This is a genomic window from Stenotrophomonas indicatrix, assembly GCF_002750975.1.
In the GTDB taxonomy this organism is placed as follows: Bacteria; Pseudomonadota; Gammaproteobacteria; order Xanthomonadales; family Xanthomonadaceae; genus Stenotrophomonas; species Stenotrophomonas indicatrix.
Genome location: NZ_PEJS01000001.1, coordinates 2,802,006 through 2,817,956, shown reverse-complemented (window position 1 = coordinate 2,817,956; position 15,951 = coordinate 2,802,006). Strand labels below are relative to the sequence as shown.

General features: G+C 66.8%; 15 protein-coding genes. 10 read left to right on the top strand and 5 right to left on the bottom strand.

Features of this window, described 5'->3' with window-relative positions; genetic code table 11:
• Positions 1-24: 24 nt before the first annotated feature.
• From CR918_RS13085 to CR918_RS13075, 3 genes are read left to right on the top strand one after another with little or no spacing between them, the layout of a single operon-like run.
• Positions 25-729: a C39 family peptidase gene (locus tag CR918_RS13085; RefSeq protein ID WP_025876073.1), complete on the top strand. Its 705-nt coding sequence runs from the start codon at positions 25-27 to the stop codon at positions 727-729.
• A gap of 13 nt (positions 730-742) precedes the next feature.
• On the top strand, positions 743-1,495 hold the full coding sequence (locus tag CR918_RS13080; protein WP_032975046.1) for a hypothetical protein: 753 nt from the start codon (positions 743-745) through the stop codon (positions 1,493-1,495).
• A gap of 45 nt (positions 1,496-1,540) precedes the next feature.
• Positions 1,541-2,830 carry a transporter gene (locus CR918_RS13075; RefSeq protein ID WP_025876077.1) on the top strand — a complete coding sequence of 430 codons (1,290 nt, stop codon included), beginning with the start codon at positions 1,541-1,543 and terminating at the stop codon, positions 2,828-2,830.
• 85 nt (positions 2,831-2,915) lie between these two features.
• Here CR918_RS13075 and CR918_RS13070 read toward each other — a convergent pair whose 3' ends face one another.
• The 3 genes from CR918_RS13070 to CR918_RS13060 form a co-directional block, all read right to left on the bottom strand.
• The gene (locus CR918_RS13070; RefSeq protein ID WP_099843217.1) at positions 2,916-4,268 is read right to left on the bottom strand and encodes a sigma-54 interaction domain-containing protein; all 1,353 of its coding nucleotides are present in this window, start codon (positions 4,266-4,268) and stop codon (positions 2,916-2,918) included.
• A gap of 230 nt (positions 4,269-4,498) precedes the next feature.
• The gene (locus CR918_RS13065) at positions 4,499-5,275 is read right to left on the bottom strand and encodes a C40 family peptidase (protein WP_025876080.1); all 777 of its coding nucleotides are present in this window, start codon (positions 5,273-5,275) and stop codon (positions 4,499-4,501) included.
• Between the two features lie 132 nt (positions 5,276-5,407).
• The gene (locus CR918_RS13060) at positions 5,408-5,947 is read right to left on the bottom strand and encodes a C40 family peptidase (RefSeq protein WP_025876082.1); all 540 of its coding nucleotides are present in this window, start codon (positions 5,945-5,947) and stop codon (positions 5,408-5,410) included.
• Positions 5,948-6,058: 111 nt separating this feature from the next.
• On the opposite strand from CR918_RS13060, the gene CR918_RS13055 reads away from it, so the two are divergent.
• The 6 genes from CR918_RS13055 to CR918_RS13030 all read left to right on the top strand — a co-directional run bounded on the left by CR918_RS13055 (position 6,059) and on the right by CR918_RS13030 (position 12,020).
• On the top strand, positions 6,059-6,541 hold the full coding sequence (locus tag CR918_RS13055; RefSeq protein ID WP_025876084.1) for an FKBP-type peptidyl-prolyl cis-trans isomerase: 483 nt from the start codon (positions 6,059-6,061) through the stop codon (positions 6,539-6,541).
• Positions 6,542-6,640: 99 nt separating this feature from the next.
• The gene (locus tag CR918_RS13050; RefSeq protein WP_059064750.1) at positions 6,641-7,885 is read left to right on the top strand and encodes a DUF418 domain-containing protein; all 1,245 of its coding nucleotides are present in this window, start codon (positions 6,641-6,643) and stop codon (positions 7,883-7,885) included.
• A 195-nt stretch (positions 7,886-8,080) separates the two neighbouring features.
• Positions 8,081-9,439, top strand: coding sequence for a glutathione-disulfide reductase (gene gorA / locus CR918_RS13045; RefSeq protein WP_099843215.1), 1,359 nt, complete (start codon positions 8,081-8,083; stop codon positions 9,437-9,439).
• Between the two features lie 557 nt (positions 9,440-9,996).
• Positions 9,997-10,917: a DMT family transporter gene (locus CR918_RS13040; protein ID WP_059064791.1), complete on the top strand. Its 921-nt coding sequence runs from the start codon at positions 9,997-9,999 to the stop codon at positions 10,915-10,917.
• Positions 10,824-11,252 (top strand): MGMT family protein, encoded by a 429-nt coding sequence (locus CR918_RS13035; RefSeq protein WP_394122484.1) that lies wholly within the window; start codon positions 10,824-10,826, stop codon positions 11,250-11,252. Before CR918_RS13040 ends, CR918_RS13035 begins: the two co-directional genes overlap by 94 nt.
• A gap of 93 nt (positions 11,253-11,345) precedes the next feature.
• Entirely contained in the window at positions 11,346-12,020 is a 675-nt protein-coding gene (locus CR918_RS13030; protein ID WP_025876091.1) for a rhomboid family intramembrane serine protease, read from the top strand.
• A 72-nt stretch (positions 12,021-12,092) separates the two neighbouring features.
• On the opposite strand, the gene CR918_RS13025 is transcribed toward CR918_RS13030, so the two are convergent.
• The gene (locus CR918_RS13025; RefSeq protein WP_099843213.1) at positions 12,093-13,679 is read right to left on the bottom strand and encodes a phytoene desaturase family protein; all 1,587 of its coding nucleotides are present in this window, start codon (positions 13,677-13,679) and stop codon (positions 12,093-12,095) included.
• Entirely contained in the window at positions 13,676-14,158 is a 483-nt protein-coding gene (locus CR918_RS13020; RefSeq protein WP_025876095.1) for a VOC family protein, read from the bottom strand. Before CR918_RS13020 ends, CR918_RS13025 begins: the two co-directional genes overlap by 4 nt.
• Positions 14,159-14,283: 125 nt before the next feature.
• On the opposite strand from CR918_RS13020, the gene CR918_RS13015 reads away from it, so the two are divergent.
• Positions 14,284-15,939 carry a saccharopine dehydrogenase family protein gene (locus tag CR918_RS13015; protein ID WP_099843211.1) on the top strand — a complete coding sequence of 552 codons (1,656 nt, stop codon included), beginning with the start codon at positions 14,284-14,286 and terminating at the stop codon, positions 15,937-15,939.
• Positions 15,940-15,951 lie beyond the last annotated feature (12 nt).

Genomic DNA, 15,951 nt, shown 5'->3' with positions numbered 1-15,951 from the left:
TCCTTCCTTCTCGTGGAGAACGGCATGGCCGGTCATCGCTGGTGGTTGCGTCTGCTGCCCTGCCTGCTGCTGCTGACCAGCGCATGTGGCTGGGCAGGCGAGGTGGTGTTCAGCGGGGTGCTGCCCAATGGCGCGCTGCTGCAGCAGAAGGTGGAAAGCATGCAGGAGCGGCGTTATCGCAACCTGGTGCGGCAGCACACCGACTACAGCTGCGGGGCGGCCGCTCTGGCCACCATCCTGCGTTATGCCTACCACCTGGACACCACCGAGGCGACGGTGATCGAGGGAATGATGGGGGTATCGGATCCACAGCTGGTCAAGGAACGCGGTTTTTCACTGCTGGACATCAAACGCTATGTCGAATCGCTGGGCATGCGTGGACGCGGTTATCGCATCGATGAATCGCGCCTGCGCACGTTGCGGGTTCCTGGACTGGTGCTGATGGATGTACGCGGCTTCCGGCATTTCGTCGTGCTCAAGCAGGTGCGCGACGGGGTGGTGGAAGTGGCCGATCCGATCCTGGGCAACCGCAGCCTGTCACTGGCCGAGTTCAGTGCCGCCTGGCCGTCACGCGCCGTTTTCGTCGTGATCGGCAGCGACTTCGATCGCAATACGGTGCTGCTGCAACCCAGCGAACGGCCCAGTGCCCGCGCGTTGTATGCGCGGCAGGGACCGATCACCGACGCCGAACTGGTCGACTTCGGCTTCAGCCACGCCGACCTGTTCTGAAGGAGGCACGATCATGCAATGCCAACGTGTAGTACTCGCTCTGCTGCTGATGTTGCCGGTGTCGCCGTTGATGGCGGCAGACGGTGCACCGGGGCGAGGCCTGAAGGAAATACCCGATCCCGAACTGAACCTGATGCGCGGCCGCTACACCGTTGGCGGCAACAACGTGGCCTGGTTCGGGGTGACGATGATTTCGCAGTGGCAGGGGCCCAACGGTGCAGTGGTGCAGGGCGCGCTGACCCTGGGCATGGATTTCCGCAATGGCGGCACCCCCAAGCTGAGCTTCCAGCCAAGCGTGCAGGTTACCGCCGCTGACGCACCGTTGCCGGCAACGGCAGGGCGCAGCATCGACAGTACCGGCCTGGCCAATGCCAGCGGACTGGTGCAGAGCGTGCAGGTGGCCGGCGATGGCAACACCGCACGCAACGTGACCACCCTGACCGTGCGTGACGGCGCGGTGCCGACCGCACTGGGCGATGACGGCAGCCGCATGGCACAGGCACAGCAGGGCGGGGCTACTGCCACCGCCATGCTCGATGGCAACCAGGCGCGCCTGCTGCTGCAGGTTGATGGGCAGAGCCTGGTACAGCAGTGGATCCGCAATGGCAGCGTGGGGCAGGGCATTGCCCTGGCCGGCGATGGACAGACCGCCAGCAACCGGCTGCAGCTGGAGCTGGTACGCAATACCGCGGCCAACAACCTGCCCTTGAGCCAGAACGTGGCCCAGGCGATCGGGATGAACCGCGGCATGGGCCCAGGCCAGTAACACGGCCTGGTCGGGGGGAACCGACGTACAACGCAGGTCACCGACATGCACACTCTCTACCGGCTTACTCCGCTGGCGCTGGCGGCGCTGGCGGCCACTGCCTTCGCCCAGCAGCCTGCGCCCAGTGATGGCGCCGACATGCAGGCATTGATCGCGCAACTGGAACAGCTCAAGGCCAATTACGCACAGGAGGTACGACGCCTGCGCGAACTGGACATGCAGGTGCAGGCGATGCAGGCGCGGCTGAGCGGTCGCGCAGGCCCCGGTACGACGCCCGCTGCGCCGTTGGCGCCGGCTGCGGCATCCGCGGTACCGCCCAGCAGCGAAGGCTATGCCAGCAGCGCGGCCGAGGCACAGCAGGCCAAGCAGGAGGCCCGGCGCAGCGTGGATGACGTCAAGCAGCAGCAGGCGGCATTGTTCTCGCGCCGGTTCACCATCGAAAACGGCCTCACCTATGCACGCTACGACCGCAAGCAGCTCACGCTCAACGGGTTCCTCGCCCTGGATGCGATCTTCCTTGGCAACATCGCGATCGAGAACGTCGAATCCGATTCGTTGACCTACAACCTGGCCGCGCGCTGGGGCGTCAGCCCCAACCTCACCTTGAACATGGACGTGCCGTACCTGGCACGGCGCACGGTCTACCAGAAGGGCGGTGCCGGCGGTGCCGCGGCGGCGATCGCGCAGGAAGAAACCAACGGCAGCGGCATCGGCGATGTCAGCCTGAGTGCCAATTACCGGCTGTTCTCCGAACGCGGCTGGCGCCCGGAGACGGTGCTGACCGGTGGCGTTACCGCACCAACGGGGCGCGCACCCTATGGGCTGGACTGGAAAGTAATCGAGCGCGATGACGATGACTACATCCGCTTCGCAGTGCCGCAGGAACAGCCGACCGGCAACGGCGTGTGGCAGGCCAACCTGGGCGTATCGATGGTGAAGACCGCCGATCCGGCGATCCTGTTCGCCAACGCCGGCTACATCCATTCGTTCCCGCGCGGTTTCAGCGATATCGACAGCAACCCGGATACGGTCAACCCCGGCGATGTGAAACTGGGCGGTTCGGTGTACTTCGGTGCCGGCGTGGCATTCGCGTTCAACGAGCGCACCAGCCTGAGCATTTCCTTCAGCGACAAGATCAGCACGCGCGCCTCGACCCGGTTCAAGGGCGGTGAATGGGTGAAGGTGATCGGCAGCGATGCCAATGCGGCCTCGCTCAATCTCGGCGTGACCTACGCGTTGAACCAGCACACCACGCTGGTGACGCTGCTGGGCATCGGCCTGACCCCGGATGCGCCGGACTTCACCCTGGCATTCAAGGTGCCGTACATGTTGTAAGCGCGGCAGCACGGCATGGCGCGGCGCTGCACGGCCGCGCTTTGCCGGTGTCGGGTCATGCCCGGCTGCGCAGGGGCCTGCGTTGTCAGCGCTGCGCCGGCAGCTCCAGATGATGCTTGCGGCACAACCGGTATATCGTGACCCGCGAGATCTGCATGTGCCGCGCACACGCCGACACGTTGTAGCCATGCTGGCGCAGGGCCTGCAGCAGTACATCGCGCTCCACCTGGCCACGCGCATCCTGCAGCAGCGCGCGCCGCGCAGGGGCGTCCGGCTCTGCCAGGTCCAGGTCAGCGGCGTTGATCAGCTCGCCTTCGGCCACGATCGCTGCCCGCTGCACGCGATTCAACAACTCACGTACGTTGCCGGGCCAGTCGAACCCGCGCATGGCCTGGCGTGCACCGGGATCAAACCCGCGTGCGCGGCCGGGGTGGCGCTGGCGGAAGGAGCGCAGGAAGTGCTCGGCCAGCAGCAGGACATCGCTGCCACGTTCGCGTAGCGCGGGCATCGGCAAGCGCAGGACATTGAGGCGGTAGTAAAGGTCCCGGCGGAAGTGGCCCTGGGCCACCGCCTGTTCGAGTTCGACGTGGGTGGCTGCCAGTACGCGCACGTCCACACGCAGCGGCTGGTTGCTGCCGACCCGTTCCAGCGTCCCCTCCTGCAGCACCCGCAGCAGGCTGGTCTGTGCGTCGGCGGGCAGGTCGCCGACTTCATCGAGGAACACGGTGCCGCCGTGGGCACTTTCAAACAGTCCGATGCGGCGTTGGGCGGCACCGGTGAAGGCCCCACGCTCGTGGCCGAACAGTTCGGACTGCACCAGATTGGCAGGGATCGCGCCGCAGTTGATCGCCAGGAACGGTTTGCCGGCGCGCCCGGACAAGGCATGCAGCGCCTGTGCGGCCAGCTCCTTGCCGGTGCCGGTCTCGCCGGTGACCAGCACCGGCAGGTCGACCGGAGCGAATTTATGCAGGGAGGCGCGCACCGACAGCAGGGCGGTGCTGTCGCCGATCAGCGCCGGCAGGTTGCCGGACTCGCGGACCATGTGCGGCAACGCGTCGTCGCCCTCGGATTGCCGCTGCATTGCCGACAGCAGATCGTGCAGTTCCAGCGGCAGCGCGAACTGGTCGCGGCACGCGCGCAGCAGCGGCCCCCACGCGGGCGGAGCGCTGCCCAGTCCAGGGGGCAGCACGGCGAGCCAGGGCAGGTGGTGATGCCGCTCGATCCACGGCAGCAGCAGCTGCACGGCGTCGGCATCAAGGTGACGCAGATCGACGATGGCCACCAGGTGGTCGCGGCCGCGCAGGCCGATGGCCATGGCAGGGGCAGGGCTGACGCAGCGCAGTTGCCAACCGGCCGCCGCCAGCGCACCCCGCTCGGCTGCCTGCGGTTGGCCGAACCAGATTGCGCAACGCGATGGAATCTCCAGGCTTGCCGCCATTCCTTTCCCCCAGGCAACACGGGCGGCCCAGCCGGGCACCCGGCGCGCCGCCCCGCGCCGGGATGCTGTGGCCGAACACGGTCGGCCTGTCGCGGTCACTGCAACCTTGACATCAAGGACCAACGCAGCAAGCGGCGGCCAGCGGCCAGCGGCCTGGTTACGGCCAGCGGCCCAATGAAAAAGCCGCTGCAGGGCAGCGGCTTTTCAGGCAATGCGCAGATGATCCCGGATCAGAGGTCGACCCGGCGGGCCTGCATGAACTTGTTGCCCCAGTAGCCACTGAGCAGGGTGTCGACGCGGACGTCCTTGCCGGTGCTTGGGGCGTGCAGGAAGCGGCCATCGCCCACGTAGATGCCGACGTGGTCGACCCGGCCCTTGCGGCCGAAGAACACCAGATCGCCTGCAGCCAGCGCGGCGCGGTCGTTGATCAGTTCGGCATTGGCGTCGTGCGCCATTTCGCGCGAGACGCGCGGCAGCTCGATGCCCAGGGCCGAGCGGAACACGTAACCGACCAGGCCACTGCAGTCGAAGCCACTGTCCGGATTGCTGCCACCCCAACGGTACGGGGTGCCGAGCAGGGTCATGGCCCGGCGCAGCAACGACTGTACCTTGCCGTTGTCGGCAGCGTTGCCGACCACGACGCTGCCATTGGCGGCGCTGCTGGTGTCGTAATTGGCGAGGAGGCGGCTGAGGTCACCGGCCACCATGGCCGAGCGGTCCATCAGGGGAATGGTGTCATTGGCGGCCAGGTGCGGCAGCAGGGCGGCCAGGGTGGCGCTGGCGGCGGCATCGGCGCGGCTGCGCTGCGGAGCGGTGGCGTCGGCCTTGGCGGCTGCGCGGGGGGCGGTCTCGGCGGTGGCAGCCGGGGTCGCATCGGTACGGGTGGGAGCGGACTGCGACCAGGCGGGAAGGCTGGTCAGACACAATGCCAGGCCCAGCAGAAGCGGGCGGACACTACGCGAAGAAGCGGCGGTCTGGCCTTGGCACGTCGGGTCGTTTGTCGTCACGCGTCGGTCACAAGGAAAAAAACGATGGGGCATCATGCCCTGTAAAAGCAGTAATAAGTTAAAAATTCCGTTAATAAATCGTTAGTTGAGCCGTGATGCTTGTCACAGTTTTGAACATATCGCCTGTTCATTTTAGCGAAGGACGCGTTTCGCCCCTGTGTAGTGGTCCTTCCAATAGGGGCCACTGAGCGAATCCAGGCGCACCGTTCCGCCGGTGCTCGGGGCGTGCACGAATCGACCTTCGCCCACGTAGATACCGACGTGGCTGACACTGCCGCGACTGCCAAAAAAGACCAGATCGCCGGTTGCCAAGCGCTTCGGGTCGATCTTCGGCCCCTGTACCGCCGCCAGGTCGCGTGAGGTCCGCGGCAGCTTCAGGTCCAGCATTTCACGATAGACGTAAGCGACCAGGCCGCTGCAGTCGAAGCCGGATTCGGGCGTGTTGCCACCGTAGCGATAGGGGGTGCCGACCAGGCTGATGGCGCGCATCAGCACTGAATTGGCGGCCTCGGGGTTGTCCGGCGTGGTGCTGGGCCAGCTGGCCGCAGGCGGCGGCGGTGCGGAACGGACGGCCTTGCCGCCGCCGCAGGCGGTCAGCAGCAGGGGCAGGGCCAGCAGCAGGGCGGGCGCGAGGAGCCGGCGCGTGCCGGACGAAACTGGCGTGATGTGCATGTTCTCCGGATAATGCGCGACCTTGGATTGGCCGTCATGATGGCGGCGTCCCCGCCGGGCGACAACCCGCCCCAACCCGCCTGCCTCCGGCAGATCCAGACAGAGTTGCGCATGAAGATCGAAAAAGACCGCGTTGTCCGCTTCCACTACACCGTCTCCGAGGCCGGCCAGGAGCCGATCGAATCGTCCAAGGACCGCGGCGAGCCGCTGGCGATCCTGATCGGCCACGGCAACATCATTCCGGGCCTGGAAAACGCCATGATGGACAAGGAAGCCGGCGCGACCTTCGACGTCGACGTCAAGGCGGCCGATGCCTACGGCGAGCGCCGTGATGGCCTGTCCCAGCGCGTGCCGAAGAAGCACTTCGGTACCGCCAAGCTGGTCCCGGGCCAGCAGGTCGTGCTGCAGACCAACTTCGGCCCGCGTGCCGTGACCGTGCAGAAGGTCGGCATGAGCGTGGTCGACGTCGACCTGAACCATCCGATGGCCGGCAAGGACCTGCATTTCGACGTCGAGATCGTCGACGTGCGCGAAGCCGGCAAGGAAGAGCTCGAACACGGCCACGTCCACGGCGACGGTGGTCACCAGCACTGATCGCACCGCGATCGTGATGGCAGCAACGGCCCGCTTCGGCGGGCCGTTGCGTATCTGGAACAGGGCGGGGTCGTCCATGGCCCGCAGGCCGGCGGCATAATGACGGACCTGCACGCCGGATGCCCCGTGAACACCGCTTCCCCTTCCCTGCAACCGGTGGCTTCCGGCGAACGCATCGCCGTGCTGGACATACTGCGTGGCTTCGCCCTGCTGGGCATCCTGCTGATGAACATCGAGGCCCTCAGCGGGCCGCTGGACCTGGCCTTTACGGGCATCGACGCGCATTGGCAGGGCATCGACTACTGGGCCGATGCCTTCGTCTATGTGTTCGTGCAGGGAAAATTCTTCACCCTGTTCTCGCTGCTGTTCGGGGCGGGCTTTGCGGTGATGGCCCAGCGCGCCGAGGCAGCGGGCCGCCAGTTCACTCCGTTCTACCTGCGCCGCAGCGCCGGGCTGCTGCTGATCGGCCTGTGCCATGCACTGCTGGTCTGGTCGGGCGACATCCTGGTGTTGTATGCGCTGGCCTCGCTGCCATTGCTGGCCTGCCGTGAGGCACCGCGCAGCTGGCTGCCCTGGATGGGGTTGCTGGTGTATGCACTGGGTGTTGCGCTGATGCTGCTGGTCGGCGCGATGGTGTCGATGGCCACCCCGCAGGACCTGCAGAAGATGCTGGTCGACGCGCAGCAGGGCATCGACCAGCAACGCCTGGTGTACGGCCAGGGTGACTGGATGCAGGCCAACGTGCAGCGCCTGCATGAGTTCGGCGCGTCGCTGGGTGGCATGTTCATCTCCGGGCCCGAAGTGCTGGGCATGTTCCTGTTGGGGGCCTGGTTCGCCGGCAGCGGCGCATTGACCGCGCCGGAGCGTTTTCCGCGGTTGTATGCCGGCCTGCGCTGGATCGCATTGCCGCTGGGCCTGCTGGCCACCCTGGCAGGTGTGTTGTGGAAGCCGTATCTGGCGCCGGGTGTCTATGACCTGCCGACCACTGCGGCAATGGCACTGGTGGCCGTGGGCGGTGTGCCGATGTGCCTGGGCTACCTGGCCTGGATCGTGCACTGGCGCGCGCGCATGGGCTGGCTGGCGCCGGTCGGTCGGATGGCGTTGACCCATTACCTTGCCCAATCGGTGGTCTGCACGCTGCTGTTCTATCACTACGGGTTGGGATGGTTCGACGTGCTGCCGCGTGCCTGGCAGCTGCTGTTGGCACTGCTGCTGTTTGCAGCGCAGGTGATCTTCAGCCATCTGTGGCTGCGCCGTTTCCGCTTTGGTCCGATGGAATGGCTGTGGCGTGCGATGACGTACCGGCAGTGGCCAGCACTGCGCCGTGGGGCCGGGCAGGCGTGATCGATGCCGGCCGCGCGCGTTTCGACCTGCGTGGCTGCATGCATCAGCAAGCGTGCCGCTGCATGCCCTCACGTCTGGCCTGCAGCGGGCCGTGGCATGCTCGCAGCAGCATGGGTGACGGCGCCAACCCGCTGCCTGCCGATCTTCGTTGCGGGCGCTCGCCCGCCATCTTCCCTGTCGACTCGAGCGATTGCGATGAATACTCCCTCTTATGATTACGATCTGATCGTCCTTGGCGGCGGTTCCGCTGGCCTGGCCGGTGCCATCCGCGCTGCGCAGCATGGCAAGCGGGTTGCCCTGCTGGAGCCGGGTGAACTGGGGGGGACCTGCGTGAATGTCGGGTGCGTGCCGAAGAAGGCGATGTGGCTGGCCGCCGATCTGGCCGAGCGCATCGGCCTGGCCAGCGCGATGGGCTTCGACGTGGCGCCGCGTCCGGCGCTGTCGTGGAAGGAACTGGTGATCCACCGCCAGGCCTACATCAGCAACATCCACACCAGCTATCACAAGCGCCTGGATGAAACCGGCGTGGTGCGCATCCCTGCCCGCGGCCATCTGCTGGATGCGCACACGGTGGCGTGCAGTGATGGCGTGCGTTACAGCGCTGCGCAGATCCTCATCGCCACCGGCGCCCATCCGCAGCGGCCGGACATTCCCGGCGCCGAACTGGGCCTGGTATCCGACGATTTCTTCGACCTGCGTGCGGCACCGGCCGAGGTCGCCATCATCGGCGGCGGCTACATCGCCGTGGAACTTGCCGGGCTGTTGCAGGCGCTGGGCAGCAAGGTGAGCCTGCTGGTACGTGGCAGCCGCCTGCTGGAGCGCTTCGACTACGAGCTGACCGCGCAGTTGGCAGAGAACCTGCGCCAGCAGGGCGTGCGCATCCACTTCGATTACCGTCTGCGTGAGTTGAAGCGCGACGGCGAACGCGTGCGCGCGTTCGGCCATGACGGCCCGATCGACAGTGTGTTCGACGCGGTGTTCTTCGCTACCGGCCGGCGCGGCAACAGCAAGGATCTCGGCCTGGAAGCACTGGGCATCGGCATCGGCGAACACCAGCAGGTGGAGGTGGACACGTGGCAGACCACGGCGGTGCCAAGCGTGCATGCGGTCGGTGACATCGCAGGCAAGGTCGGCCTGACGCCGGTCGCCGTGGCTGCAGCGCGACGCCTGATGGATCGTCTGTTTGGTGGTCGCCCGGATGCGAAGATGGATTACGACAACGTGGCCAGCGTGGTGTTCTCGCACCCGCCGCTGGGCGCGGTAGGCATGAGCGAGGAAGATGCACGTGCGCGCTTCGAGCAGGTGACCGTGTACCACAGCCGGTTCCGGCCGATGCTGCAGGCGCTGGCCAACGGCACCCAGCGCAGTCTGTTCAAGATGGTCTGCGCCGGCCCAGAGGAGCGCGTGGTGGGCGTGCACCTGCTCGGCGAAGCGGCCGACGAGATCCTGCAGGGTTTCGCGGTGGCGGTGAAGATGGGTGCGACCAAGGCCCAGTTCGACGACACGGTGGCGATTCACCCGACGTCTGCTGAAGAAGTGGTGTTGATGCGCTGAGCCGACACTCGTGGTAGTGCCGGCCGCTGGCCGGCAACCTCGACAGCAACGGCAACAGCAACAGCAAAAAGCTGGGTTCTTGTGGAATGGCGGGGTGGGTCCGGTTGCGGGGGACGCTGCAAGTCCCCCTCCGGGGCCCGGCCCAGCCGCTGGCGGCTGTGCGTTCGGGCGCTTGCGAAGCAGTGCTTCGCAAGCAAAGCGCCCTCACCCCCGCAAGCTCGGTCGCCGCTTGCTCGTGTGCGCTGTCCTGCGTACACGGCAAGACCGGGGTTGGGCGTCCTGCCCAACCCGCCCGAGGCGTGCCTCGGGCCCATGCCGCGGACACCCCCGCAACCGGACCCACCCGCCTTCGACAGACTCCTGCGATCTGTCCGAACTGCGTTCTGTGTTGCTGTTGGTGGGTGTCGACCTTGGTCGACACGTAGATCCACGCCATGCGTGTATCAGGAGTTGCAGTGAGCATGAACGGACATCGGATCGTTCGCCCGGAAGTGCCATGAGACAATTGAAAGCAATCCGGCTGCTTCCAGCCGCCCATGCGGCCCGTTTTTTTCCTGATGTCCACTTCTTCCCCCCGTATCGCCACCACGTCCCCGCGCATCGCTCTGGGCGGCATCGGCCTGGCTGCGATCGGCGCCATTGCCGCCTCTGGCAAGGCGATCATCGTCAAGCTGGGGCTGCGCCACGGCGTGGACGCGACCACGCTGCTGGCGCTGCGCATGCTGATGGCGCTGCCGCTGTTCGCGTTGATGGCGGTGTGGGCCTCGCGCCGTGCCGAGCGACTGTCCTGGGCCGACCGCGCGCGCGTGCTGTGGCTTGGCTTCACCGGTTACTACCTGTCCAGCCTGCTGGATTTCCAGGGTCTGCAGTACATCAGCGTGACCCTGGAACGGTTGATCCTGTACTTGAACCCGACCCTGGTGCTGCTGATCAACGTGCTGCTGGCGCGGCAGCGGCCGGGTCGGTGGCAGGTCGGCGCGCTGGTGCTCAGCTATCTCGGCGTGCTGATCGCGTTCGGCCATGACCTGCAGCGGGAGGGTGGGCAGATCATCCTCGGCAGCCTGCTGGTGCTGGGCAGTGCGCTCAGCTATGCGCTGTATCTGTTCGGCAGCGGCCAGGTGGTCGCCCGTATCGGCGCGGTGCGTCTGACCGCCTACGCCAGCTGCGTGGCCAGCGTACTGGTGCTGCTGCATTTCACCATTACCCATCCGCTGCCGTTGCTGTGGCAGGCCCCCGCTGCCGTGCAGTGGCTGTCGCTGATCAACGCGACGGTCTGCACCGTGCTGCCGGTGCTGGCGATCATGCTGGCGGTGCAGCGCGTCGGCTCGTCGCTGGCTGCGCAGGTGGGTATGCTGGGCCCGGTTTCCACCATCGTGATGAGCCTATGGCTGCTCGACGAACCGATGGGGCCGGCGCAGATCGCCGGCACCGTGCTGGTCCTGATCGGCGTGCTGCTGGTGACGCGGCTGCGCCGCTGACGCCGGAGCAGGCGCGTGCCCGCATCCTGGCGGTGATCCATGCGATCCCGCCAGGGCAGGTGATGGGCTACGGGCAGGTCGCGATGCGCGCCGGCCTGCCCGGACGCGCCCGGCTGACCGCACGCATCCTCGGCCAGAATGACGATCCCTCGCTGCCCTGGCACCGGGTGCTGCGCTCGGATGGGCGCATCGCCATGGCTGAAGGTTCGGCCGGCTGGCGCGAACAATCGCAGCGGCTGCGCGCCGAGGGTGTCATCGTCGAAAACGGCCGGGTGCGGATGCCCGCGACCGACCCGGCGGCGGCGCTGGATGCGGCCGTATGGGGGCCGGGCTGATCGCTGCCTGCGACTGAACGGGCGACCGTCCGCGCTGGTCAAAAAGGGCCGGTGCTGCGGCTATGATGGAGGCCGTTCCATGCCGGTGTCCCCATGTTCCCGCGACTGCCAACCGTCACCAAGGCCCTGTTGATCGCCAACGCGATCCTGTTCCTGCTGCAGCAGCCGTTCCTGCTCGGCATGCAGACCTTCGAGCCGTTCATGCTGCAGCCGCTGCAGCAGGGCTTCGATGCGTTCTCGCCGGGCGGCAATTTCCAGCCCTGGCAGCTGCTGACCTACGGCTTCCTGCATGGCAGTTTCTTCCATCTGTTCTTCAACATGCTGGCCGTCTTCATGTTCGGCGCGCCGCTGGAACAGACCTGGGGTGAGAAGCGCTTCCTGACCTACTACCTGGTGTGCGTGGTCGGCGCCGGCCTGTGCCAGTTGCTGGTCGGCACGATGCTCGACAATCCGGCCACGGTGCTGGGTGCGTCCGGTGGTGTGTTCGGCCTGCTGCTGGCTTACGGCATGCTGTTCCCCAACCAGCGGGTAATGCTGCTGTTCCCGCCGATTCCGATGAAGGCGCGTACGTTCGTGATCCTGTTCGGCGTGGGCGAGCTGGTGCTGGGCATGACCGGCTGGCAGCCGGGCGTGGCCCATTTCGCGCACCTGGGCGGCATGCTGTTCGGCTGGCTCCTGATCCGCTACTGGCGTGGCCAACCGCCGTTCAACAAGCGTCGTCCCCCGGGCCCGCCGAAGCGCCCGAACCACCTGCGCAGCGTGAAGTGAGGCGCAGGTGGGTGCCAACCTTGGTTGGCACGCCTTGACGCCGGTAGGTGCCAATCTTGATTGGCACGCATTTCATGCATCGGCCAGCACCACCTGCGCCGCGTTGTGCCCGGGCGCGCCGGTGACCCCGCCGCCCGGATGCGTACCCGCACCGCACAGGTACAGGCCGGGCAGGGCGCCGCGATAGCCTGCCTGGCCGACCATCGGCCGCGCCGAGAACAGCTGGTTGGCGCTGAGCGCACCGTGGAAGATGTCGCCACCGATCAGCCCGAACGTCCGCTCCAGATCCAAGGGTGACAGAGCCTGTCGACCAAGCACGCTGCCGGCGAAGCCGGGGGCGTAGTGATCGACGGTGGCGATCATCAGGTCGGCGACGGTGTCACGGTGATCATCCCAGTGTCGGCCATCGGGCAGCTCCGGCGCTACGTGCTGGCAGAACAGGCTGGCCACATGCTGCCCGGGTGGCGCCAGCGAATCATCCAGCGTGCTCGGAATCAGCATCTCCACGATCGGCTCGCGCGACCAGCCCTCGCGACGTGCGTCCAGCCAGGCGCGGTCCATGTAATCCAGGCTGGGCGCCATGATGATGCCGGCACTGAGGTGATCACCGGGGCCGGGCAGGGCGCGGAAATCCGGCAGCCGCGACAGCGCGACGTTCATCCGGAACGTGCCCGAGCCGCAGCGCCAGTTCGCCATGCGTTGACGGGTGGTGACAGGAACCTGGGCGGGCTGCAGCAGTTGTTCGTACAGCAGCTTCGGGTTGACGTTGGCTACCACGGCACGTGCGCGCAGGCTCTCGCCGCCGGACAGCGCGACGCCGACCACGCGCCCGTCCTCAACCAGCAGGCGCTGCACGCCGGCATCGACGCGCAGCTCGGCGCCGGCCGCACGCGCGGACGCGGCGATGGCCTGGCTGATCGCGCCCATGCCACCGATGGCGTGGCCCCACGCGCCCTTGACCCCGTTGCACTGGCCGAACACGTGATGCAGCAGTACGTAGGCGCTGCCTGGCGTGTATGGGCTGGCGTAGTTGCCAACAACGCCATCGAAACCAAACAGGGCTTTGATCGGCTCGCTTTCGAACCAGCGATCCAGGTACTCGGCGGCCGACAGCGTGAACAGGTCCAGCAGTTCCTGGCGCAGTGCAGGGTCGAGTGCGGCCAGCTCCCGTCCCAACCGGCCCATCTGCCACAACGCCGGCAACGCACGCCAGCCGGCCATCACCCCGAGGTCGGGCGGCGGACGCAGCGCCCAGTCGCGCAGCACATCGGCAAATACCTCCAGGCGCGCTTCATAGGCGGGCAGCGCCTGCGCATCGCGTTCGGAGAACTTCGCCACCTCGGCCTGGGTGCGGCCAGGTGCGGACAGCAGGTAGCGGCCATCAGGCAATGGCAGGAAGTTGTTGGCCGGCCGCGCGACGATGCGCAGCCCGTGCGCATGCAGCTGCAGCTCCTCGATCACCTTCGGCTGCAGCAGCGACACCGTGTACGAGGCCACCGAGTTGCGGAAGCCCGGGTGGAACTCCTCGGTGACAGCCGCACCGCCAAGGATGCCGCGACGCTCCAGCACCAGCACCCGTTGCCCCGCGCGCGCCAGATACGCCGCGCACACCAGCCCGTTGTGGCCGCCGCCAACGATGATCGTGTCCAACGTCGTCATGCGTTGCGGATCGCCGCTTCGATGGTGGCGATGTCGATCTTCTTCATCGGCATCATCGCGTTGAAGGCGCGCTTGGCCAGGGCCTTGTCCTTGCTGGTTACCGCTTCGATCAGCATGCGCGGGCTGATCTGCCAGGACACGCCCCATCGGTCCTTGCACCAGCCGCATTGGCTTTCCTGGCCACCGTTGCCGACGATGGCATTCCACAGGCGATCGGTCTCGGCCTGGTCCTCGGTGGAAATCTGGAACGAGAACGCTTCGCTGTGCTTGAAGGTCGGGCCACCATTGAGGCCGACGCAGGGAATGCCGCAGACCGTGAATTCGACGGTGAGCACGTCCCCCTGCTTGCCGTCGGGGAAGTCGCCGGGCGCGTGATGCACAGCGGTTACTTCGCTGTCGGGAAAGGTCTTCGCATAGAACGTGGCGGCCTCGAGCGCGCCGTTGTCATACCAGACGCAGATCGTGTTCTTGTGAGCCATGGCGGGGCTCCGCAGTGGACGAAGGCGCAGCGATAGCATGGGCGGTGTTAATGCCGGATCGTGCTGCACTGCGGGAGCTGTCGGCCCCGCGCTACCATGGCCGGACGACACGACAGGGATGATGCGTGAAGATCCTGATTCTGGGTGGATATGGGGTGTTCGGGGGGCGTCTGGTCCGCTTGCTGGCCGACCTGCCGATGCTGGAACTGCTGATCGGTGGCCGCAACCTGGCGGCGGCACAGGCCTTCTGCGCAAGCTATGTGGGGCAATCGACGCTGCGTCCACTGCAGGTCGACCGGCAACGCCTGGCCACGGCCCTGCAGGCCGAGCGACCGGACCTGGTGGTGGATGCCTCCGGTCCTTTCCAGGACTATGGCGAACACCGCTATGGCGCGATCGAAGCCTGCATCGCCGCCGGCATTGATTATCTGGACTTCGCCGACGCGGCAGACTTCGTATTCGGCGTTTCGCAGTACGACGCGCAGGCCAGGGCGGCTGGCATCTACGCACTGTCAGGCGTCAGCAGTTTCCCGGTATTGACCGCGGCAGTGCTGCGCGAGATGGCCACGCACATGGACATCGTCAGCGTGGAAGGCGGCATCGCGCCATCGCCGTATGCCGGCATCGGCCTGAACGTGATGCGGGCGGTGGTCGGCTATGCCGGTGCGCCGGTGAAGCTGCGCCGCAACGGTCGCGATGGGCACGGCATCGGCCTGGCCGAGAGTCGCCGCTTCACCGTCGCGGTGCCGGGGCGGCTGCCGCTGCGCAACCTGCATTTCTCGCTGGTGGATGTGCCGGATCTGCAGGTGTTGCCACCCGAACATCCGACGATGACCGACATCTGGATGGGGGCTGGCCCGGTGCCGGAGATCCTTCATCGCGTGCTCAATCTGCTGGCCAAGGCGCGCTTGCACCTGAAACTGCCATCGCTGGAGCCATGCTCGCGGTTGTTCTATGCCGTGTTGAACCTGATGAAGTTCGGCGAGCATCGCGGCGGCATGATCGTGCGCGCGGTGGGCACCCGCGATGGTGCGCGTGTGGAACAGAGCTGGCACCTGCTGGCCGAGGCCGATGACGGCCCGTACATCCCGTCGATGGCGATCGAAGCGGTGATCCGCAAGCAGCTGGCCGGTGATCGGCCGTCACCGGGTGCACGCCCGGCCACGCATGCGCTGGAACTGTCCGACTACGACCGGCTGTTCGACGGACGCACGATCCATACCGGTTTCCGTCGCGACATGCCCGGTGCCAGCCTGTACCAGCGCCTGCTGGGCAGCGCGTACGCGCAGCTGCCGGCCAGCGTGCAGGCGTTGCACGCACCGTCTGCCGCCAAGCGCTGGAGCGGCACGGCATCGGTCGAACGCGGTGGTGGGTTGTTGTCGCGGTTGCTGGGGAACGTGTTCGGTTTTCCGGCAGCGGGCGAGGCAGTGCCGGTCAGCGTGGAGTTCACCGCAGAGGCGGGTGGTGAGCGCTGGACACGGACCTTTGCCGGCCGTCGTTTCTCTTCGTTGCAGACGCAGGGGCAGGGGCGCAACGAAGCGCTGCTGGTCGAACGGTTCGGTGCGGTATCGGTAGCGTTGGCACTTCTGGTCGACAACGGGCGGCTGCAACTGGTGCCGCGACGCTGGTCGATCCTGGGCCTGCCGTTGCCGCAGTGGCTGTTGCCCGGGGAGAACAGTTTCGAGGGTGATGAGGATGGGCGCTTCGTCTTCGACGTGGAGATCGGCGCGCCGGTGGTGGGGCGGATCGTGCATTACCGGGGAACGTTGAAGCCCGCGTGACGTCCACCGACG

What these genes read in the sequence shown, in the direction of transcription:
- CR918_RS13085 (WP_025876073.1), top strand. Translation starts at nt 25, where the DNA reads ATGGCCGGTCATCGCTGGTGGTTGCGTCTGCTGCCCTGCCTGCTGCTG.
- CR918_RS13080 (WP_032975046.1), top strand. Translation starts at nt 743, where the DNA reads ATGCAATGCCAACGTGTAGTACTCGCTCTGCTGCTGATGTTGCCGGTG.
- CR918_RS13075 (WP_025876077.1), top strand. Translation starts at nt 1,541, where the DNA reads ATGCACACTCTCTACCGGCTTACTCCGCTGGCGCTGGCGGCGCTGGCG.
- CR918_RS13070 (WP_099843217.1), bottom strand. Translation starts at nt 4,268, where the DNA reads ATGGCGGCAAGCCTGGAGATTCCATCGCGTTGCGCAATCTGGTTCGGC.
- CR918_RS13060 (WP_025876082.1), bottom strand. Translation starts at nt 5,947, where the DNA reads ATGCACATCACGCCAGTTTCGTCCGGCACGCGCCGGCTCCTCGCGCCC.
- CR918_RS13055 (WP_025876084.1), top strand. Translation starts at nt 6,059, where the DNA reads ATGAAGATCGAAAAAGACCGCGTTGTCCGCTTCCACTACACCGTCTCC.
- CR918_RS13050 (WP_059064750.1), top strand. Translation starts at nt 6,641, where the DNA reads ATGACGGACCTGCACGCCGGATGCCCCGTGAACACCGCTTCCCCTTCC.
- gorA (WP_099843215.1), top strand. Translation starts at nt 8,081, where the DNA reads ATGAATACTCCCTCTTATGATTACGATCTGATCGTCCTTGGCGGCGGT.
- CR918_RS13040 (WP_059064791.1), top strand. Translation starts at nt 9,997, where the DNA reads ATGTCCACTTCTTCCCCCCGTATCGCCACCACGTCCCCGCGCATCGCT.
- CR918_RS13035 (WP_394122484.1), top strand. Translation starts at nt 10,824, where the DNA reads ATGGCTGCTCGACGAACCGATGGGGCCGGCGCAGATCGCCGGCACCGT.
- CR918_RS13030 (WP_025876091.1), top strand. Translation starts at nt 11,346, where the DNA reads ATGTTCCCGCGACTGCCAACCGTCACCAAGGCCCTGTTGATCGCCAAC.
- CR918_RS13025 (WP_099843213.1), bottom strand. Translation starts at nt 13,679, where the DNA reads ATGACGACGTTGGACACGATCATCGTTGGCGGCGGCCACAACGGGCTG.
- CR918_RS13020 (WP_025876095.1), bottom strand. Translation starts at nt 14,158, where the DNA reads ATGGCTCACAAGAACACGATCTGCGTCTGGTATGACAACGGCGCGCTC.